This window comes from Virgibacillus tibetensis (assembly GCF_036026595.1).
In the GTDB taxonomy this organism is placed as follows: Bacteria; Bacillota; Bacilli; order Bacillales; family Amphibacillaceae; genus Virgibacillus_P; species Virgibacillus_P tibetensis.
The window spans coordinates 83,767-105,397 of sequence record NZ_JARZFX010000006.1; the positions used below are offsets into that span (position 1 = coordinate 83,767).

Consider the following 21,631-nt stretch of genomic DNA (forward strand, 5'->3'; position numbering starts at 1 on the left):
GAATAATAGAGGGGTATTCATGTACACATGTACCCCTCTTATTCTAAAGTGATATTGAGCGAGCGTTCAATCGTTATAAAGAAAGCGCTGTCAATTTGTGGTTGTCCAATACGCAGAACTTGAAAAAGGAGACACAGGGGAAATTGGAAGTTCTAATTCAATTGTTAATGACGACTTTTTTCTAATAGAATGAAACTGCGACTACTCGTCCCCACCGAAATTTATTGTTGTATTTGACACAATATCTATAAAAGATGACTTAAAATGCAATATTGGTTACTACTTCGGGCAGTCGCTTTCACTACTCCGGGTACAAGTGCACATCTGTTCAGCCTTTACTTAGTTTGCTTTGCGGTGTTTTCTTTGCAGAGCACGGCTTCAGTCTCCTCAAGAAACCCACTCAGTGGGGTCTTCAGACACGTGCTATTCTGAGCAGGAGTCAACAGTCGTAGCTCCAAAAAACCATCGTAATAGTGAAAGCAGCTATATAGTATTGTTGCAAAACACAATATCAGCCCAGGAAATAAATGAAGACTCCTGCGGGAATAGCGATGACGATGAGACCCCACAGTGAGCGTTCTTTGCGAGTGAGGAGGCTCAGCGCGAGCCCGCGGAAAGCGAAGTATATTTCCTGAGCGTTTAGCTATTCCGGTAACAAGTTACGTCGCACTTTATATCAACTGCGACAATTAATAGCACCAATTTGCAGGAAAAGAGCATTATTAAATAAATACACATAAAAAAGAAGGGATGTTTTACGTATGAGGAAAACTGTTATTGTTTCAGGAGCAAGAACACCATTTGGTAAATTTGGAGGAGCTTTAAAGCCATTCACTGCATCACAGCTAGGAGGAAGAGCAATTGGAGCAGCACTGGAACGTGCTGGACTAGAAGGATCGCAAATTGATGAAGTGATTATGGGTACTGTTTTACAGGGTGGGCAAGGACAGCTTCCTTCCCGGCAGGCAGCCAGAGAAGCGGGACTTCCATGGGCCGTAAAAACGGAAACAATTAACAAAGTCTGTGCTTCCGGCTTACGCAGTGTAACACTAGCAGATGAGCTTATTCGTCTGGGAGAGGAAGAGGTAATCATTGCGGGTGGAATGGAAAGTATGAGCAATGCACCGTATTTCCTGCCTGATGCGCGTTGGGGTAACCGTATGGGTGATAAAAGTGTAAAGGATATGATGGTTCATGATGGATTAACCTGTTCCTTTGAAGGTGTACACATGGGGACGTATGGCAACTCCACTGCAGAAAAGCATGAGTTGACCAGAGAGGCACAGGATGAATGGTCGTACCGCAGCCATCAGCGTGCTGGCCAGGCCATCCAAGAAGGCAAATTCAAAGAAGAAATTGTAGCAGTAGAAGTACCCCAACGCAAAGGGGATCCGGTAGTAGTTGATACCGATGAGGCACCGCGCATGGACACAAGTGTAGAAAAGCTTGCTAAACTCCGCCCTGCTTTTGGAAAAGATGGAACAATTACGGCAGGTAATGCTCCTGGAATCAATGATGGGGCATGTGCATTTGTAGTAATGTCAGATGAAAAAGCGGAAGCATTGGGTAAAACACCTTTAGCTACTGTCTTAGGTCATGCGGAAGTTGCGGTAGAAGCAAAAGATTTCCCGGAAACTCCTGGACTGGTAATCAATAAATTACTGGAGAAAACAGGCCATTCGAAAGATGATATTGATTTATTTGAGATAAACGAAGCATTTGCAGCCGTATCATTGGCAAGTGGAAAAATTGCTGGAATTGATAATGAAAAAGTAAATGTAAACGGTGGAGCAGTTGCATTAGGTCATCCTATAGGTGCCAGTGGTGCTCGTATCATTCTTACATTAATTCACGAATTAAAACGACGTGGTGGAGGACTGGGGATTGCTGCAATCTGCAGTGGTGGCGGCCAAGGTGACGCCGTATTGATCGAAGTTCCAAAAGGCTAACCAATCAGCACCACAGCGTGAGCGATCGACAACACCACACGAGCGATCAGCGCCACCGCATGAGCGATCGAGAACACGTTCCGAGCGATCAGCAACATAGCATGAACGATCATCGCCAGCATGCGAGCGATCGGCAACACCGCACGAGCGATCGAGAACACGTTCAAAGCGATCGACAAAACGTTCCGAGCGATCAGCGCCACCACACGAGCGATCGAAAACGCAATTCAAAGGAGGACCCATCAATGTCAATAAAAAAAGTTATGGTAATCGGAGCAGGTCAAATGGGGGCTGGAATTGCTCAGAGCTGTGCCCAATCCGGTTTCGAGGTTCTATTGAACGACATGAATGAAGAAGCGATCGAAAAAGGTCTGAAAAATATTGAGAAATTGCTCACGCGAGCAGTAGAAAAAGAAAGAATATCAGAAAAAGATAAAAAAGATACATTAAACAGACTATCTCCATCAACTCATTTACAGGATGCGCAGTCTTGTGATCTTATCATTGAGGCTGTTGTAGAAAATATGGAAGTAAAAACAAAAGTATTTAGTGATTTGGATGCCTTTGCACCAAAACATGCGATCTTGGCGTCAAATACATCATCACTTCCAATTACAGAAATTGCTGCTGTAACAAAACGCCCGGAACAGGTTATTGGGATGCATTTTATGAACCCGGTACCAGTAATGAAGCTTGTGGAAATAATTCGTGGCTTGCAGACAAGTGATGAAACCTATCAAGCTATTAAAACGATGACGGAGGAATTAAGCAAAACACCTGTAGAAGTAAATGACTTCCCTGGTTTTGTATCCAATCGTATACTCATGCCTATGATTAACGAAGCAATCTATACTGTTTATGAAGGTGTAGCATCACCTGAAGATATCGACACAGTAATGAAACTAGGTATGAATCACCCTATGGGGCCTCTGCAATTAGCTGATTTTATTGGCCTGGACACATGTCTTTCCATTATGGAAGTCCTTCATGAAGGGTTTGCAGACAGTAAATACCGACCATGCCCACTGCTTCGTAAATATGTCAAAGCAGGCTGGTTAGGTAAGAAGTCAGGCCGTGGGTTTTACCAATACAGTTAATTTAAGACATCATGAATCAGCAGAGAGGGGGTAAAAAGATGAACATGCATTTTACGGAAGAACAGAACATGATGCGTAAGATGGTTCGTGACTTTGCTCAGAAGGAAATCACGAAGGATATCGAGCGAATGGAAAAAGAAGACCGCTTTCCACAAGAGATTATTAAAAAAATGGGGGAGCTTGGATTAATGGGAATCCCAATCCCGGAGGAATATGGTGGGAGTGGGATGGATTACCCGTCCTATATTAGCGCAATTCATGAAATCTCAAAGGTAAGCGCAACAGTAGGTGTTATTCTGTCTGTGCACACTTCTGTGGGTACAAATCCAATTCTCTATTTTGGAAATGAAGAACAGAAGAAGCGCTACCTGCCCAAACTTGCAAGTGGGGAATATCTCGGTGCATTTGCCTTAACTGAGCCAGGTGCAGGATCAGATGTTGCAAGTTTAAAAACAAGAGCTACTAAAGATGGAGACAATTATATTTTAAATGGTTCCAAAGTGTTTATTACAAACGGTGGCGCTGCAGACACATACATTACGTTTGCACGGACTGGGGAAGGCACTGAAGGTCTGAGCGCTTTCATCATTGAAAAAGATGCGCCAGGTTTCATTGTTGGAAAGAAAGAAAAGAAGATGGGGCTTCACGGATCAAATACAGTTCCTTTAACATTTGACCAGTGTATTGTGCCCAAGGAGCAGTTATTAGGAAAAGAAGGCGATGGATTTAAAATAGCGATGGCTAACCTGAATGTTGGACGAATCGGTATTGCAGCACAGGCACTCGGTATTGGCGAAGCGGCTATGGAGCATGCCGTAGCTTATGCGAAAGAGCGTGAGCAGTTTGGCAAGCCGATTGCAGTAAACCAGGGAATTTCTTTCAAGCTCGCCGATATGGCAACAGCTTCAGAGTCAGCGCGACTGCTTGTGTATCACGCAGCCTCACTTGTAGAACGTGGTATTCCATGTGTTAAAGAGGCATCAATTGCAAAAATGTTTGCATCAAAAACAGCAATGAATAATGCTATTGAAGCAGTACAAATATATGGTGGTTATGGCTACACAGAAGATTATCCAGTAGAACGATTTTTCCGGGATGCAAAAATTACTGAGATCTATGAAGGTTCGAATGAGATACAGCATATTGTAATTGCTAAACAGCTACTGAACGCCTAAGGGGGAAAACACAAATGGATTTTCAATTAACAGACGAACAGGAAATGCTGCGTAAAATGGTGCGGGATTTCGCAAAAAAAGATGTAGAACCGACAGCAGCAGAACGGGATGAGGAAGAACGCTTTGACCGTGAAATTTTTGATAAAATGGCAGAACTCGGTTTGACTGGTATTCCATGGCCAGAAGAATATGGCGGAATTGGATCGGATTATGTAAGCTATGTTATTGCAGTTGAAGAGCTTTCACGTGTTTGTGCCTCTACAGGAGTTACGCTGTCAGCACATCTTTCATTAGCGAGCTGGCCTATTTACACCTATGGTAATGAAGAACAGAAGAAGACATTTCTTTACCGCTTGGCAACTGGGGAAGCATTAGGTGCCTACGCATTGTCTGAACCAGGGGCAGGCAGTGATGTCGTGTCAATGAAAACTACAGCCAAAGAAGTTGGAGACTACTACGTATTGAATGGCAGTAAAGTATGGATTACAAATGGCGGCGTAGGAGACATTTATATTGTGTTTGCTAAAACGGATGCAGATGCAAAACATAAAGGAATCAGTGCATTTATTGTTGAAAAAGGAACGGAAGGCTTCACATTTGGTAAAAAAGAAAGGAAGCTCGGCATCCGTTCTTCACCTACAACCGAGTTGATTTTTGAAAACTGCCGTATACCAAAAGCAAACATGCTGGGTGCAGAAGGTGAAGGCTTTAAAATTGCCATGTCTACACTGGATGGCGGCCGTAATGGTATTGCAGCTCAGGCATTAGGTATTGCGCAAGGTGCATTGGATACATCTGTAGACTATGCAAAAAGCCGCGAGCAATTCGGTAAGCCAATCGCAAATAACCAGGGTATCTCTTTTAAACTGGCAGACATGGCAACAGATATTGAAGCAGCCCGTCTATTAACCTATCAAGCTGCTTGGCTGGAATCAGAAGGTCTTCCATATGGAAAAGCATCCGCTATGTCAAAACTGTTCGCTGGGGACGCAGCAATGCGAATTACAGTAGAAGCAGTTCAGGTATTCGGTGGGTATGGGTATACGAAGGATTATCCAGTAGAACGCTACATGCGTGATGCAAAAATAACGCAAATTTACGAAGGAACAAACGAAATACAGCGGCTTGTTATCGGACGTATGTTGACGAAATAGAAACTAAAGACAGATGACCCAGGAAATCAGGAGACAGCATCCCTCAAACGGGAGAGCGCACCGCCAAGCCGGGAGACAGCATCACAAGAAAGGATGTACCCACATGCACGAAATGGTTGAACGGATGAAAAAAAAGGACGTACGCGCACTGGCCAGAGCGATCACGATGGTGGAGAACGACCACCCGGAGAAACTCGATCTGATGAGTGATGTGTTCTCACTTAAAAAGCATGCGCTTTATGTCGGAATAACAGGATCCCCAGGAGCGGGGAAAAGCTCGCTTGTAAACCGTCTAATCACATACATACGTGATGAAGGTAAAACGGTTGCGGTTATAGCTGTTGATCCGACTAGCCCGTTCAGCGGAGGTGCACTGTTGGGTGATCGTGTGCGAATGAATCAGCATTTTACCGATGATGGTGTTTACATCCGCAGTATGGCAACACGGGGCAGTCTCGGTGGTCTGGCAAGAGCTACGAAAGATGCCATCCGAATATGTGACGCATACGGATTTGATGTGATTATTGTCGAAACCGTCGGTGTGGGACAATCCGAACTCGATATTATGAAAATTGTCGACACCACCGCAGTTGTATTAACACCAAACAGTGGAGATGTGCTACAGATATTTAAAGCGGGAATTATGGAGATTGCCGATTTATTTATTATTAATAAAGCTGATCTGCATGGGGTAGGTAAGCTTAAAGCATTATTGAAAGAGCTCGTTATGATGTCCGCAACCGATGAATACGAAACATCTATTGTCAAAACGATTACAACGGAAAACAAAGGAATCGATAAGCTCTGGGAAAAGATTAAGCAACATCACGACTACTTATACAGCACCAAGGAAGGTATGAAACGCCGAGAGGCACAGCAGGAACTTGAAGTATATGAGCTGATCCGCGAAGAGATATGGCGTGATGTAAGAGATTTCATTGAAACGAATGATACACTGCAGCCAATTCAAGCTGACAGCGATCCATACGAATTAGCAAGTAACTGGCTTGAAAAGTGGAAAAAAGAAGGGGGATGCTAAATGGAACAAGACCAGATCCTTTCTTCCGTAAAAGACCGTGAACTAATTGAAAAAAGACGCAATCAAATGATTAAGGGTGCAATCACCCTTTTCAAGGAAAAGGGCTTTCATCGGACTACAACACGAGAGATAGCTAAGGAGTCCGGCTTTAGTATTGGTACCCTTTATGAATATATCCGCACAAAGGAGGACGTCCTGTTTCTTGTATGTGATTCCATCTACCATCAAGTTCGCGATCGCTTGGAAGCCAAGATTGATCTGAGAAATCCATCGATCGATAACTTTACAGAAGTTGTTCGGTCTTATTTCTTTTTGATGGATGAAATGCAAGAAGAAGTTCTCATTATGTATCAGGAGGTTAAATCCCTGAACAAGGATACACAGGACTACGTTCTCCAAAAGGAAAGAGACATGGTTGGCATGCTGGAACGTTTGATTGTTACCTGTTTGCCAGGAGAAATAACAAAACAGGATGCGGAGCTTTTAGCAAATAATATTTTTATCCAAGGACAAATGTGGGGATTCAGGCGCTGGATGCTTCAAAAGCAATTTACGCTGGAAGAATATGTAAACAGACAAATTCACTTCCTTTTGCGGGGATTAGCAATAGAAACTACATCAGATAAAAACTGATAGGAGAAGTGAAAAGTGAAAATGTTTTATAATGTTGGGAGGTTACAGGATGGAACAAGCACAGCTTTATAAACCGACAAACCCGGTTCGTTTTGTGACAGCATCGAGTTTATTTGATGGTCATGATGCGTCAATTAATATTATGAGAAGAATCCTGCAGGCAAGTGGAGCGGAAGTTATTCACTTAGGCCATAACCGTGCTGTAGAAGATGTGGTGCATGCTGCAATCCAGGAGGACGTACAGGGAATTGCAATATCCTCTTACCAAGGAGGGCATGTTGAGTATTTTAAATATATGGTAGATTTATTGAAAGAGCACGGTGCAGACCATATTAAAGTATATGGTGGTGGCGGCGGTGTTATTATACCGCGTGAAATAAAAGAACTTCATAATTATGGGGTTTCGCATATTTTTTCACCAGAGAACGGACGGGAGTTAGGGCTTCAGGGAATGATAAACCTGATGCTGGAAGAATGTGATTTTATTCCGCCGGTAGATGTAGTGAAAGATCAGGATCAACTCGTTAAAGGTGACAGGCAGGCTATAGCACGCTTCATAACATATATGGAAAATAATGAAGTCGACGAAACTGAAAAGCAAAACGTTCTAACTTCTTTACGTGAAAAGGGAAATGAAAATACGCCGGTACTTGGTATAACCGGAACTGGCGGAGCCGGGAAGAGTTCACTGACAGATGAGTTGATTCGTCGATTCATAAATGAAATTCCTGACAAGAAAATAGCGATAATTTCCATTGATCCAACGAAAAAGAAAACAGGTGGAGCACTACTTGGAGACCGAATTCGTATGAATGCCATTTTCACGGAACGTGTCTATATGCGTTCCCTGGCGACAAGGGACTCCAGAAGCGAGCTGTCAAAATCCATCCAGGATGTGATCGATGTTGTTCGGGCATCTGGATTCGATTTTATTATTATTGAAACAAGCGGAATCGGTCAGGGAGATGCAGCGGTTACTGATATAACAGACTTATCCATGTATGTTATGACAGCAGAGTTCGGTGCTCCATCCCAGCTGGAAAAAATTGATATGATCGACTATGCGGATTTTATAGTTATAAATAAATTCGAACAAAAGGGCTCAGAGGATGCGTTAAACCAGGTCCGTAAACAATATGAGCGCAGTCATATGCTTTTCCATCAGGATAAATCAAAATTTCCTGTATTCGGGACAATTGCAAGTCAATTTAATGATGCAGGAACGAACGCACTATTCGCCTCACTAATTGATACGCTGAATGAAAGATACAAGTGGGATGAGAAAATTGATTTTGAACGCAATATTATTGCTGAGAAGCAAAACATGATTATTACGAATGATCGTCGCCATTATTTACTTGAAATTGCGACACATATCCGGAACTATCATCAGCACACGGAAAAACAGAGCGAGATTGCCCGTAGACTTTATCAGCTGGAGGGCACGAAAGAAATAATTCAAGATAAAGAATCGACTGCGGTTATTAATCAAACGATTGAACAATACGAAGAGCAGCTTGATCCAAAGGCAGGAAAACTACTTGCAGCGTGGGATGAGACAAAGGAAAGTTATAATCAGGGAACCTTAACCTTCTCTGTACGGGATAAAGAGATTAAGATGGATATCGTCACAGAATCACTTGCAGGATTAAAAATCCCTAAAGTAGCATTTCCTAAATTTAAGGATTGGGGAGAGCGTCTCACCTGGATTCTAAAGGAAAACGTACCTGGTGCATTTCCATTTACAGCCGGCGTATTTCCATTCAAACGAAAAGGGGAGGACCCAACCAGGCAATTTGCGGGAGAAGGTACACCAGAACGCACGAATCGTCGTTTTCACTATTTATCAAAAAATGATGAAGCCAAACGATTATCAACCGCTTTCGATTCCGTGACACTGTACGGGGAAGACCCTGCACATCGTCCGGATATATACGGAAAGGTTGGAGAGAGTGGAGTAAACATCTGTACCGTAGAAGATATGAAGAAGTTGTATGCTGGTTTCGATTTAACCAACCCATTAACTTCCGTGTCGATGACGATAAATGGGCCTGCACCAATAATATTGGCTATGTTTTTCAATACGGCCATTGACCAGCAAATTACTAAGTTTAAAGAAGAAAACCAACGTGAGCCAAACGAGGAGGAGTATGACGAGATTAAAACAGCCACACTAGCTGTTGTTCGTGGTACTGTTCAAGCAGATATTTTAAAAGAAGACCAAGGACAAAATACTTGTATCTTCTCGACAGAATTCGCCTTGCGCATGATGGGTGATATTCAACAATATTTTATTGATAAAAATGTACGTAATTACTATTCGGTGTCGATTTCTGGTTATCATATCGCTGAAGCTGGCGCAAATCCGATAACACAGCTTGCGTTTACATTAGCCAATGGGTTTACGTATGTAGAGTATTATTTGAGCAGAGGAATGGATATTAATAAATTTGCACCAAATCTATCGTTCTTTTTCTCCAATGGATTAGATCCTGAATATGCGGTTATCGGTCGTGTAGCTAGACGTATATGGGCAATTACCATGCGGGATAAGTATGGTGCCAATGAACGCAGTCAGAAACTGAAGTATCACATTCAAACATCCGGACGCTCTCTGCATGCACAGGAAATTGACTTTAACGATATCCGTACAACACTGCAGGCGTTGCTGGCCATTCAGGATAATACGAACTCCCTGCACACGAATGCGTATGATGAGGCAATTACGACGCCGACAGAGGACTCCGTTCGTCGGGCCATGGCAATCCAGATGATTATTAACAAGGAATTCGGATTAACTAAAAATGAAAACTCCATGCAAGGTTCATTTATAATCGAGGAATTAACCGATTTAGTGGAGGAAGCAGTACTTAAGGAATTTGAAAAAATGAATGATCGTGGTGGCGTACTTGGAGCAATGGAGCGCCAGTATCAACGAGGTAAAATACAAGAGGAATCACTCTACTATGAAGGAAAGAAACATTCCGGAGAATTACCGCTGGTTGGGGTGAATACGTACTTAAACCCGAATCCACCATCTGAGGATGATATTGACTCTATGGAATTGGCACGTGCAACAACAGAAGAAAAAGAACATCAAATTAATGAAATGAATCAATTTCAGAATGCTAATGAAGACTATGCCGATGCTGCACTCACCCGATTAAAAGAAGTAGCATCCTCCGGCGGAAATATTTTTGAAGAACTGATCGAAACGGTAAAAGTAGCAAGCTTAGGTCAAATAACAAACGCCCTTTACGAAGTAGGCGGCCAATACAGAAGAAATATGTAGTGACGAAAGGCTGAAGTGCCTGCTCAGCCCCGACAAGCTTAAGCAAGCCCTGTTGTAGCGATTTGTGCTACAAAAAGGGATTGACTTAAGACCTCGAGGGGCTAGGCACTGAAGCTAGCCAGTAAGAAAAGCATAGGCGACTGTTCAGCGGCGTATGGAGTGGACTTCTCCGCATGAGATAAAGATGTTGACTTATCGTAAGGAGGAGAAGGAAGTCCACTAGCCGCTAGGAGCCGGAGCTAGCCAGAGAGAAAGGCTGAAGTGCCTGCTCAGCCCCGACAAGCTTAAGCCAAGCCCTGTTGTAGTGATTTGTGCTACAAAAAGGGCTTGACTTAAGACCTCGAGGGGCTAGGCACTGAAGCTAGCCAGGAAGAAAAGCGTAGGCGACTGATCAGCGGCGAACTTAAAGGGTTGGATAATAAAAAAGTTGAGAAATTAAAAGGCTTTTCTCAACTTTTTTATATTATCTCTAGCATAATCGATATCTATTTGTTTATAATGTATGGTATGGTTTAACCTGCAGGAAAAAGGTATAATATAGACAGTAACTTAAGAGGCTGGCTTGACTAACAAACAGAAACTATACACTCAAGCCTTATTATATAAGTAAAGGGAGTGCGTTACGTGAGCTTGAAGAATTACAGCCACGAAGATACAAAAAAAATGTCAATGATTGAATTGGCTCATTTAATCTTACTGGATGAAAAAAAAGCTATTAATTTCAAAGATATCTTTGAAACAATTGCTAAGCTGAAAGAATTTACAGCTAAAGACAAGAGGGAAAATATCTCTCAATGTTACACGGATTTGAACATGGATGGCCGTTTCATAACTATTGGTTCTAATATGTGGGGGTTAAAACGCTGGTACCCTGTTGAAACGATGGATGACGAAGTAAAAGCGCCACCAAAAAAGAAGAAGCCTGTAAAGAAAGCGAAGAAAAAGAAAAAAGAAGAGCTTGATATCGTGGATGAGGATATTGAAGAGCTTTTCGATGAAAGTGATGAAGACGAGTTCGAAGACGATCTGGATGAAGACCTGGATGAGGACTTGGACGAAGACTTAGAAGAAGATGAAGACGAAGATGAAGAGGAAGAAGAAAGCAAAGGAAAAAAGAAGAAATAAAGCTGGCTTGACTTTTTTAAGTTGAATGAGTACAATTCTTATTGGGCTCTTTAAATTTAGACTATCAAAGCGTTTCCCCTATACCATGGGGAAGCGCTTTTATTATTTTTTCAGCAAATTGGTACACAATAAACGAAACATAGGCTGTAAGGCTGGATACAGGGGAATCCGGTAAGATCCGGATAGTCTTAAGAGAAAATATCGTGCTCGTGTAAGGTGTTTCTTAGAGAAGAATCCCTTGTCCTGTGCGTTAGTCGAAGCTATCGAAAGAAAGATAGAATTATTGAAGAAAGAAGGATGTATAATGACCAATTATATTTTTGTTACAGGTGGGGTAGTATCATCATTAGGTAAAGGAATAACGGCTGCTTCGTTAGGGCGTTTATTAAAAAATCGTGGTTTAAAAGTAACGATTCAAAAGTTCGACCCTTACATTAATGTTGATCCCGGGACGATGAGTCCCTATCAGCACGGGGAAGTTTTTGTAACAGAGGATGGCGCAGAAACTGATCTGGATTTAGGGCATTATGAACGATTCATTGATATTAATTTAAATAAATACAGTAATATTACAACAGGTAAAGTGTACTCAAGTGTTATTAGAAAAGAACGACGGGGAGATTATTTAGGTGGGACGGTTCAGGTTATTCCCCACATTACAAATGAAATAAAAGAACAGGTATTCCGTGCAGGAGAAGCAACCAACGCAGATGTGGTTATTACTGAGATTGGTGGTACTGTCGGTGACATCGAATCATTGCCGTTCCTGGAAGCAATCCGTCAAATTAAGAACGATGTTGGAAGAGACCGTGTTATGTATCTACACTGCACACTTGTTCCATATATAAAAGCTGCTGGTGAAATGAAAACAAAGCCTACCCAGCATAGTGTAAAGGAATTACGTTCACTGGGCATTCAGCCTGATGTTATTGTTTTACGTACAGAGCATCCAATCAGTAAAGAAATGAAAGAGAAGATTGGATTGTTTTGTGATATTAATGAAAAAGCAGTTATAGAAATGCGAGATGCAGATACCCTTTACCAGGTGCCGATTTCATTACAAGAACAAAACCTGGATCAATTAACATGTGATCATTTTGGGCTGGATTGTAATGTGGCAGATATGGATGAGTGGAAATCACTTGTAAACAAAGTGCGCAATCTTTCTAAAAAAATCGATATTGGACTCGTCGGGAAGTATGTGGAGTTGCCTGATGCCTATATATCCGTAGTAGAATCCTTGAAGCATGCAGGATTTACGTATGATACAGACATTACAGTTCACTGGATTAACTCCGAAAAATTAGATAAAGATACGATTCAAGAAGAACTTTCCCATGTTGACGGTGTTATCGTACCTGGTGGATTTGGTGATCGAGGAATTGAAGGGAAGATTGAGGCGATTCGCTACGCCCGGGAAAATAACATCCCTTTCTTTGGAATTTGTTTAGGTATGCAGCTGGCAACCGTTGAGTATGCACGTAATGTTCTAGGTCTGGAAGGTGCGCATTCAGCAGAGATAGATCCTGATACACCGCATCCTATCATTGATCTTTTACCAGAACAAAAACATATCTCAGATTTGGGCGGTACACTGCGATTAGGCTTATATCCTTGTAAACTGCAGGATAATACGAAAGCAAAGGCAGCCTATAACGGTGCTGATTTAATTCAAGAAAGACACCGTCACAGGTATGAGTTTAACAATGAATATCGTGAACAAATGGCAGCTAGTGGTTTTATTTTCTCAGGAACAAGTCCTGATGGACGATTAGTGGAAACGATCGAACTTGAAGATCATCCATGGTTTGTTGCCTGCCAATTTCACCCAGAATTTACGTCGCGCCCTACAAATGCCCAATCCCTTTTCCTTGGTTTTATCGGGGCATCAGTCGAGAATCAATCTACAAGTAAATAAACGTTTGATTAAAAAAAATTGTCCAAATGAAGAACGGAGGTTCTTTATTTGGCTTTTTTCATCCTAAAAGCGATATTTTTGGCAGAGATAGAAGGACTTTAGTGGATGAATAGAGAATTAATATAGGTAATAGGGTAGAAACGTGTGGTTGTATGAAGGGGGTAGAGCTCAGTTTATGGGAAAAAAGAAAATACTGGTAGTCGATGATCAACCGGGCATCCGTCTACTGCTGACAGACATACTTATAAGTGAGGGTTTTCAGGTTTCTACAGCAAATACAGGAAAAGAAGCATTAGATAAAATATATTCTAGATCTTTTGATTTATTAATAATTGATTATAATTTACCGATAATTAATGGCATCCAAGTTTTACAACAAATGGAAACAGATAATATACGAACTCCTGCAATACTAATGAGCGGTTTGGCAGAAGATATTATTACCGAAGCAGAAGAGTATACTATGGTAAAAGAGGTACTAGCTAAGCCATTTAATATTCAGGACATTTGTATAAGTGTCAAATCTTTACTTAACTAACACCATTGTTGCGACTTTAAGCTGTAGTTGGTATTCTTATACTGTAGTTAAATTTTTTAAACAGATGAACGTTTCATCTAGAGGAGGATATCGAATGCCATTAGTATCTATGAAGGAAATGCTCGAAAAAGGAAAAGAAAATGGTTATGCAGTTGGTCAATTCAATTTAAACAATATGGAATATGCACAGGCTATTCTCCAGGCAGCGGAAGAGGAAAAGTCTCCGGTTATTCTTGGTGTTTCTGAAGGTGCAGGAAAATATATGGGCGGCTTTAAAGTAGTCGTGGCAATGGTTAAAGCATTGATGGAAGAATACGGAACTACGGTACCCGTAGCGATTCATTTAGATCATGGTTCAAGCTTTGCGAAGTGTGCAGAAGCAATTCATGCTGGATTTACATCAGTTATGATTGATGGATCACATTTCCCTCTGGAGCAAAACATATCCCTTACTCAAAAAGTAGTGGAACTGGCACATCTTCACGGTGTTTCTGTTGAAGCAGAACTGGGCCGCATCGGTGGGCAAGAGGATGATTTAATTGTTGACGATGCAGAAGCAGCATATGCTATCCCATCTGAATGTGAAAAGCTGGTTAATGAAACAAATGTGGATTGTTTTGCACCTGCACTAGGATCTGTTCACGGTCCATATAAAGGTGAACCAAATCTTGGTTTTGATCGTATGGAAGAAGTAATGAACCTTGTTGATGTTCCTTTAGTATTGCATGGTGGTACAGGGATTCCTACAAAGGATATTCAACGTGCGATCTCTTTGGGTACTTCCAAAATCAATGTGAATACAGAGAGTCAAATTGCACAGGCAAAAGCAGTTCGGGAAGTGCTCAATGAAAAACCGGACATTTATGATCCACGTAAATACTTAGGACCTGGTACAGAGGCAATTAAGGCTACTGTCAAGGGGAAAATGAAAGAATTTGGTTCTTCCCAACAAGCGTAATTCAATATGGATATTTTAACAAAGAAAGGAAGTTTACATTAATGAAGTTTTTTATTGATACTGCAAACATTGAAGAGATTCGTACGGCTAATGCACTTGGAATATTAGCTGGAGTAACCACAAATCCAAGCTTAGTTGCAAAAGAAGGCGTATCTTTTCATGACCGCCTGCGTGAAATAACAGAAGAAGTATCAGGTTCTGTGAGTGCTGAGGTTATTGCTGAAGATGCAGAAGGTATGATCAGTGAAGGAAAAGAACTTGCTGCAATAGCTCCTAACATTACAGTAAAAGTTCCCATGACACTGGAAGGTTTAAAGGCAGTAAAAGAATTAAGTGATCTTAACATTAAAACAAATGTTACGTTAATTTTTAATGCTAACCAAGCATTGCTTGCAGCGCGTGCGGGTGCATCCTATGTATCGCCGTTCTTAGGCAGGTTGGATGATATTGGGCACGACGGAATGAATTTAATTGCTACCATTGCAGAAATCTTCGACCGTCATGATATCCACTCAGAAATTATAGCTGCATCTATCAGACATCCTTTGCATGTAATTGATGCAGCATTAAATGGTGCTCACATTGCAACAATTCCAATGAAGGTAATTGAGCAGCTTGTGAAGCATCCATTAACTGATCAAGGAATTGAAAAGTTCCTGGCTGACTGGAATAAACAAAAATAATTACATGAATTTGGAAGAAATGTATAAACTAAGCCAAAGGCGATAGGGCTATTCAGCAACGAGAAGCATAGGCAGGGGAAACAGATGAGGACATGCTTTTCACAGGCGCCGGCATTAGTACGACCAGTACGTTAAAAAGTGGGGTTTTCCAAATGCAAAAAATGTTAGTTGAAGGCGGTCATTTATTACAAGGTAAAGTACGGATCAGTGGAGCCAAAAACAGCGCTGTAGCCTTATTACCAGCGGCAATATTGGCTGATTCTGAAGTAACGATTGAGGGGCTTCCAGAAATTTCGGATGTATATACACTGGGTGACCTGCTGGAAGAAATTGGCGGAAATGTTTCCTGGGATGGGCAAACAGTCCATATTAACCCAGAAGAAATGATCTCCATGCCATTACCTAATGGAAAAGTGAAGAAGCTTCGTGCATCTTATTACTTTATGGGTGCAATGTTAGGAAAGTTCAACAAAGCTGTTATCGGCCTTCCTGGAGGTTGTTTTCTGGGTCCTCGCCCAATTGATCAGCATATTAAAGGTTTTGAAGCACTTGGTGCCGAGGTTACGAACGAACAAGGTGCGATTTATCTGCGGGCCAAAGAGCTTAGAGGTGCAAGGATCTATTTAGATGTTGTGAGTGTAGGTGCAACCATTAATATTATGCTCGCAGCAGTAAAGGCCAAAGGGAAAACTGTCATTGAAAATGCTGCTAAAGAGCCAGAGATCATTGATGTAGCAACATTACTTACAAATATGGGCGCTAAAATAAAAGGCGTGGGGACAGATGTTATCCGAATTGAAGGAGTCACTTCCCTGCATGGCTGTACACACACAATTATTCCGGATCGAATTGAGGCTGGTACGTATGCAATTGCAGCTGCCGCACAAGGAAAAGAAGTAATAATTGATAATGTGATTTCACAGCATCTGGAGTCACTACTGGCCAAAATGCGTGAAATGGGTGTTTTTATTGAGGAAAGCGATGAACAGTTACTGATCATACCTAAAAATCCGTTGAAAAGTGTAGATATTAAGACACTGGTATATCCAGGCTTTCCAACAGATCTCCAACAGCCTTTCACTACTCTTTTAACAAAAGCTGTAAATACAGGAGTGGTATCAGATACAATTTATGCTGCTAGATTAAAGCATATTGACGAACTAAGGCGTATGAATGCTATAATAAAAGTGGAAGGCGGATCAGTAATTGTATCCGGCCCTGTTCAACTGGAGGGAGCACGAGTAAAGGCAAGCGACCTTCGAGCAGGAGCATCACTTATTATAGCTGGTTTAATGGCTAAAGGAATTACAGAAATAACTGGACTTGAACATATCGACAGAGGTTATGAAAAAATTACAGAGAAATTAACCAACCTCGGTGCGAACGTCTGGCGAGAAGAGATGACAGAGAACGAAATAAGTCAATTTCAGAATTCTTAGTCCATGAGCGGGTTGGCTCTATATCCCGCTCCTCCTTTCAAAAAATAAATACTCCTTTTGGGATGAGGATATTTTATAAAAAAAGGGAGAGATTTACATGGAAAGAAGTCTAACAATGGAATTAGTTCGCGTAACTGAGGCAGCAGCATTATCATCAGCCCGCTGGATGGGTAGAGGGAATAAAGAAGAAGCAGATGAAGCTGCAACATCAGCAATGCGTGATGTTTTTGATACAATTCCAATGCAAGGAACAGTAGTTATTGGCGAAGGTGAAATGGACGAAGCACCCATGTTATACATAGGTGAGAAGCTTGGTACAGGTAATGGACCAGGGGTAGACGTAGCCGTTGATCCGCTGGAAGGTACCAGCATCGTTGCTCAAGGCACATGGAATGCATTAGCCGTTATTGCCATTGCTGATGAAAAGACCCTTTTGCATGCACCAGATATGTATATGCAGAAAATTGCTGTTGGACCTGAAGCGGTAGGTAAGATTGATATCAATGCTACAACACTTGAGAATTTGCAGGCTGTAGCAAAAGCAAAAAATAAAGCGATAGAAGACGTAGTGGCAGTTGTACTGGATCGTCCACGTCACACAACATTAATTGAAGAAATCCGTGAAGCCGGTGCACGTATTAAATTGATTCCTGATGGCGACGTAGCTGGTGCAATTAATACTGCATTTGATGATACAGGTGTGGACATATTGTTTGGCATCGGGGGCGCTCCTGAGGGAGTTATCTCAGCGGTTGCTCTAAAATGCCTGGGCGGAGAAATCCAAGGCAAGCTGATTCCATCAAATGACGAAGAAATAAAACGTTGTAAAAAAATGGGTATAGCTGATATGAATAAGGTATTTTACATGGATGACTTTTGCAGTGGCGATGATGCGATATTTGCTGCATCCGGCGTAACTGATGGTGAACTTCTCAAAGGGGTTCAGTTTAAAGGTCATAAGGCGACAACCCAAACTGTAGTTATGCGTGCTAAAAGCGGCACCGTCCGTTTTATCGATGGAGAGCACAGTCTCAAGTTAAAGCCAAACCTCGTATTTAAACCATAACAGCGTATGAAAAGGTCATAATTGGTTAAAGATGAAAATAATTGCTTTCCTAAAAAACAAAAGCGATTCGATGTTGATTTATCGTAAGAGCAGAAGGAAGTCCACTAGTCGTTGGTCGCTGGTCGATGGAAACATCACATTATTGAAAAGGGAGATCAGCTTTTTCTTCCTGCGATGTATCTGTTGATGTAGCTTTCCCTGTCCTGTCCGTCGGGGCTGGGCGCAGCTGACAGTGTAGCTTATAAATAAACAGTATAAAATATATACTTACTTTCCTAAAGAAAAGAAGAAGGGAAGCCATTTACAAACTTGGCTTCCTTTTCTATTAAACATTTATATAAAAGTATATAAAAAGTAAAAATAGAGTTGAATATTACTAATCAAAAGAGTAATATGGTATATGCTTAACACAGAATGATTAACACAACTTCTATTCTAGCTTCTAACATATCTTCATTTCTACAAGGACAGACCTTCCATTAAGAAGTGAAATAACTTATCATAATAATGATCATATTAGCGATAAGCTAGCTGATCTTTAAGATGTAAAAACAAATAAGCGTGGTGATTCTATTGGCAGCATTAACAATCTCTCATTTGGAAACATTAACATTGAAGGAAATCTATACTTTAGCGAGAGAGTACAAAGTTTCTTATTATGCAAAACTGACAAAAAGAGAACTTATTTTTTCAATTTTAAAAGCACAAGCAGAAAAAGATGGCTATTTATTCATGGATGGAGTCTTAGAAATAATCCCTTCGGAAGGTTTTGGTTTTTTACGTCCGATTAACTACTCCCCAAGCGCGGAAGATATTTATATTTCCGCATCCCAAATTCGCCGATTTGATCTGCGAAATGGAGACAAGGTGTCTGGAAAAGTTCGTCCGCCTAAAGAAAATGAACGATATTATGGTCTGCTGCACGTAGATGCAGTCAATGGGGATGACCCGGAGACCGCTAAAGAGCGTGTTCATTTTCCAGCATTAACAGCACTATATCCAGACAGACTAATGAAGCTAGAAGACGAAAGTGAAACAAATACATTATCAACAAGAATTATAGATTTGATGACACCAGTTGGCTTTGGGCAGCGTGGATTAATTGTTGCCCCGCCCAAGGCTGGTAAAACAATGCTGTTAAAAGATATTGCTAACAGTATTTCGAAAAACCATCCAGAAGCAAAATTAATCATTCTGCTGGTTGATGAACGTCCAGAGGAAGTTACAGATATTGAACGATCTGTACATCCCGATGTTGACGTTGTAAGTTCAACGTTCGACGAGGTACCGGAAAGCCATATTAAAGTTTCAGAGTTAGTACTGGAAAGAGCGATGCGTTTAGTTGAACATAAACGGGATGTCATCATTCTGATGGACAGTATTACAAGGTTAGCACGTGCCTATAACTTGGTTATACCTCCAAGTGGCCGTACATTATCAGGTGGTATTGACCCAGCAGCATTCCATCGGCCAAAACGTTTCTTTGGTGCAGCTAGAAACATCGAGGAAGGTGGCAGTTTTACAATTTTGGCCACTGCACTTGTTGATACAGGATCCCGCATGGATGATGTTATTTATGAGGAATTCAAAGGTACTGGTAACATGGAACTGCATCTGGATCGTAATCTGGCAGAACGTCGAATCTTCCCGGCAATTGATATTTTACGCTCCGGGACTCGTAAAGAAGAATTGTTGGTGGAAAAAAATCATCTTGATAAAATTTGGGCCATTCGTAAAACAATGCAGGATTCCAATAATTTCCTTGAGCGCTTTATGAAACGCTTGAAGGCATCCAAAAATAACAGTGAGTTTTTCCAATTAATGGATGAGGAAATGAAGCGCCGTGGTACAAAGAGTTAATTCATAGCAATATTTTTTAAATCGAGGCTATTGCATTCGAAACATGAGACTGTTATAATCTTTCTATGTGAGTTTTAATAAGGTATTGCACCTATGACGGCTCTTGTAATAAACTCTGTTTCTAAAGGACTCAGGGCAAAAAGGAGTGGAAAGAACATGAAAAAGGATATTCATCCAAGTTACAGAAAAGTAGTATTTCTTGATACAAGCTCAGACTTTAAATTCTTGAGTGGTTCAACACAAAACTCAGAAGAAACAATTGAGTGGAAAGATGGTAACTCGTACCCATTAATCCGTGTTGAGATCAGCTCAGATTCTCACCCTTTCTACACAGGTAAACAAAAAGCTGACAAAGTTGGCGGACGTGTAGACCGATTCAAGAAAAAATACGATATGAAATAAAAGGCTGAAGCGACTGTTAAGAAGCGGACGCATAAGCAAGGGACCGCAGAACGCCTGTTTTTGGCGTTTGAAGTGTCAATTGCTTATGACGGCAGCTTTTAGGAGCTGAAGCTGGATTATAAAAGGCTGAAGCGACTGCTTGAAGTAGTCGAATAAACCTATTAGAAAAAACAGGCAAATTGTCTATACTTTGCCTGTTTTTTTATTTTTAAAATAGTAATAAATCAGGTTAATAATTGTAGTTTTAGTGGTAAACTAACCTATATACATAGAAAACAATGTGGAAGGGAGCACCCTGTTCATGTATGTAATGAAGCAAAGTGGTTGGGTAGAAGTGATTTGCGGCAGCATGTTCTCCGGGAAATCAGAAGAACTGATCCGCCGTGTTCGCAGAGCAACCTATGGCAATTTATCTGTACGTGTTTTTAAACCGGCAATCGATAATAGATATGATAAAGAATCCGTTGTATCCCATAACGGGAGTTCAACAATTGCCCGCCCTGTAGCAAGTTCAAATGAAATCCTCGAACATATCGAAAAAAATATAGATATCATCGGAATAGATGAAGTGCAATTTTTCGATGGAAATATTGTTGATGTTGCGGACGATTTGGCAAATCAGGGAATCCGTGTAATTGCAGCTGGTCTGGATACAGACTTCCGCGGGGAGCCATTCGGACCAGTTCCTGAGCTGATGGCGCTCAGTGAATCTGTAACCAAACTCAACGCTATCTGTCCCGTCTGCGGCTCGCCAGCCAGCAGAACACAACGTCTGATTAACGGCAAGCCAGCATCCTATGATGATCCCATCATACTTGTCGGTGCCTCCGAGTCCTATGAACCAAGATGCCGGCATCACCATGAGGTACCAAACAAACCCAACAGCCAATCAGTTAAAGGGTTATCCAATAGCATTTAAAAAGAGCGCCTATGGTGCTCTTTTTTGTGTGGTTGAGTTGTGATCGAGTTGTGGCGCGAGGGGTGAAACCGCTTGTAAATAGCTGAACGCGGAATAAACTGCAATTATCGCTGAATCCCGAGGGTTGAACGCGGGATAAACGTATGGGAACGCTGAAATAACCTCCTCAACGCTGGATAAACCTCTCCCATCGCTGAATCCTTCCACAGCAAAGGTATATCATCATTGGGAAGCTACCTAGGCGTAGTACCAGAGCAGATGCCGAACTTTTTGCGTGATCGTGTTGGAACGCGAGGGGTGAAACCGCTTGTAAATAGCTGAACGCGGAATAAACTGCAATTATCGCTGAATCCCGATGGTTGAACGCGGGATAAACGTATGGGA

At 41.5% G+C, this 21,631-nt stretch carries 18 protein-coding genes; 17 read left to right on the forward strand and 1 reads right to left on the reverse strand.

Annotated elements, in window-relative coordinates; all coding sequences use genetic code 11:
* Nucleotides 1–761 precede the first annotated feature (761 nt).
* Complete coding sequence (locus tag QGM71_RS13045) at nt 762–1,949, forward strand: acetyl-CoA C-acetyltransferase (RefSeq protein WP_327608000.1); 1,188 nt, start codon at nt 762–764, stop codon at nt 1,947–1,949.
* On the opposite strand, the gene QGM71_RS13050 is transcribed toward QGM71_RS13045, so the two are convergent.
* Nucleotides 1,946–2,155, reverse strand: a complete 210-nt coding sequence (locus QGM71_RS13050) for a hypothetical protein (protein ID WP_327608001.1) — start codon at nt 2,153–2,155, stop codon at nt 1,946–1,948. The genes QGM71_RS13045 and QGM71_RS13050 overlap by 4 nt on opposite strands.
* Before the next feature lie 39 nt (nt 2,156–2,194).
* Between QGM71_RS13050 and QGM71_RS13055 the strand changes: the two genes are divergently transcribed.
* From QGM71_RS13055 to QGM71_RS13130, 16 genes are all read left to right on the forward strand, one after another.
* Nucleotides 2,195–3,046 carry a 3-hydroxybutyryl-CoA dehydrogenase gene (locus QGM71_RS13055; protein WP_327608002.1) on the forward strand — a complete coding sequence of 284 codons (852 nt, stop codon included), beginning with the start codon at nt 2,195–2,197 and terminating at the stop codon, nt 3,044–3,046.
* Nucleotides 3,047–3,084: 38 nt separating this feature from the next.
* Nucleotides 3,085–4,221 carry an acyl-CoA dehydrogenase gene (locus QGM71_RS13060; protein WP_327608003.1) on the forward strand — a complete coding sequence of 379 codons (1,137 nt, stop codon included), beginning with the start codon at nt 3,085–3,087 and terminating at the stop codon, nt 4,219–4,221.
* 14 nt (nt 4,222–4,235) lie between these two features.
* Nucleotides 4,236–5,375, forward strand: coding sequence for an acyl-CoA dehydrogenase (locus QGM71_RS13065; RefSeq protein ID WP_327608004.1), 1,140 nt, complete (start codon nt 4,236–4,238; stop codon nt 5,373–5,375).
* Between the two features lie 103 nt (nt 5,376–5,478).
* Nucleotides 5,479–6,414, forward strand: a complete 936-nt coding sequence (gene meaB, locus QGM71_RS13070; protein ID WP_327608005.1) for a methylmalonyl Co-A mutase-associated GTPase MeaB — start codon at nt 5,479–5,481, stop codon at nt 6,412–6,414.
* On the forward strand, nt 6,415–7,047 hold the full coding sequence (locus QGM71_RS13075) for a TetR/AcrR family transcriptional regulator (RefSeq protein WP_327608006.1): 633 nt from the start codon (nt 6,415–6,417) through the stop codon (nt 7,045–7,047). It abuts the gene before it with no gap.
* A gap of 49 nt (nt 7,048–7,096) precedes the next feature.
* On the forward strand, nt 7,097–10,339 hold the full coding sequence (gene icmF / locus QGM71_RS13080) for a fused isobutyryl-CoA mutase/GTPase IcmF (protein WP_327608007.1): 3,243 nt from the start codon (nt 7,097–7,099) through the stop codon (nt 10,337–10,339).
* Between the two features lie 624 nt (nt 10,340–10,963).
* Nucleotides 10,964–11,464, forward strand: coding sequence for a DNA-directed RNA polymerase subunit delta (rpoE, locus tag QGM71_RS13085; protein WP_327608008.1), 501 nt, complete (start codon nt 10,964–10,966; stop codon nt 11,462–11,464).
* 304 nt (nt 11,465–11,768) lie between these two features.
* Nucleotides 11,769–13,382 carry a CTP synthase gene (locus QGM71_RS13090; RefSeq protein ID WP_327608009.1) on the forward strand — a complete coding sequence of 538 codons (1,614 nt, stop codon included), beginning with the start codon at nt 11,769–11,771 and terminating at the stop codon, nt 13,380–13,382.
* A gap of 175 nt (nt 13,383–13,557) precedes the next feature.
* Nucleotides 13,558–13,920, forward strand: a complete 363-nt coding sequence (locus tag QGM71_RS13095; RefSeq protein WP_327608010.1) for a response regulator — start codon at nt 13,558–13,560, stop codon at nt 13,918–13,920.
* A 94-nt stretch (nt 13,921–14,014) separates the two neighbouring features.
* A complete protein-coding gene (gene fba / locus QGM71_RS13100) occupies nt 14,015–14,878 on the forward strand; it encodes a class II fructose-1,6-bisphosphate aldolase (protein ID WP_327608011.1) in 864 nt (287 codons plus the stop codon).
* A 41-nt stretch (nt 14,879–14,919) separates the two neighbouring features.
* Nucleotides 14,920–15,561 carry a fructose-6-phosphate aldolase gene (fsa, locus tag QGM71_RS13105; protein ID WP_327608012.1) on the forward strand — a complete coding sequence of 214 codons (642 nt, stop codon included), beginning with the start codon at nt 14,920–14,922 and terminating at the stop codon, nt 15,559–15,561.
* Nucleotides 15,562–15,713: 152 nt separating this feature from the next.
* On the forward strand, nt 15,714–17,000 hold the full coding sequence (locus QGM71_RS13110) for a UDP-N-acetylglucosamine 1-carboxyvinyltransferase (RefSeq protein ID WP_327608013.1): 1,287 nt from the start codon (nt 15,714–15,716) through the stop codon (nt 16,998–17,000).
* Nucleotides 17,001–17,097: 97 nt separating this feature from the next.
* Nucleotides 17,098–18,066, forward strand: coding sequence for a class II fructose-bisphosphatase (gene glpX / locus QGM71_RS13115; RefSeq protein ID WP_327608014.1), 969 nt, complete (start codon nt 17,098–17,100; stop codon nt 18,064–18,066).
* Nucleotides 18,067–18,639: 573 nt separating this feature from the next.
* Nucleotides 18,640–19,926: a transcription termination factor Rho gene (gene rho, locus QGM71_RS13120; protein ID WP_327608015.1), complete on the forward strand. Its 1,287-nt coding sequence runs from the start codon at nt 18,640–18,642 to the stop codon at nt 19,924–19,926.
* 156 nt (nt 19,927–20,082) lie between these two features.
* The gene (locus tag QGM71_RS13125; RefSeq protein ID WP_327608016.1) at nt 20,083–20,328 is read left to right on the forward strand and encodes a type B 50S ribosomal protein L31; all 246 of its coding nucleotides are present in this window, start codon (nt 20,083–20,085) and stop codon (nt 20,326–20,328) included.
* 301 nt (nt 20,329–20,629) lie between these two features.
* A complete protein-coding gene (locus tag QGM71_RS13130; protein ID WP_327608017.1) occupies nt 20,630–21,247 on the forward strand; it encodes a thymidine kinase in 618 nt (205 codons plus the stop codon).
* Nucleotides 21,248–21,631 lie beyond the last annotated feature (384 nt).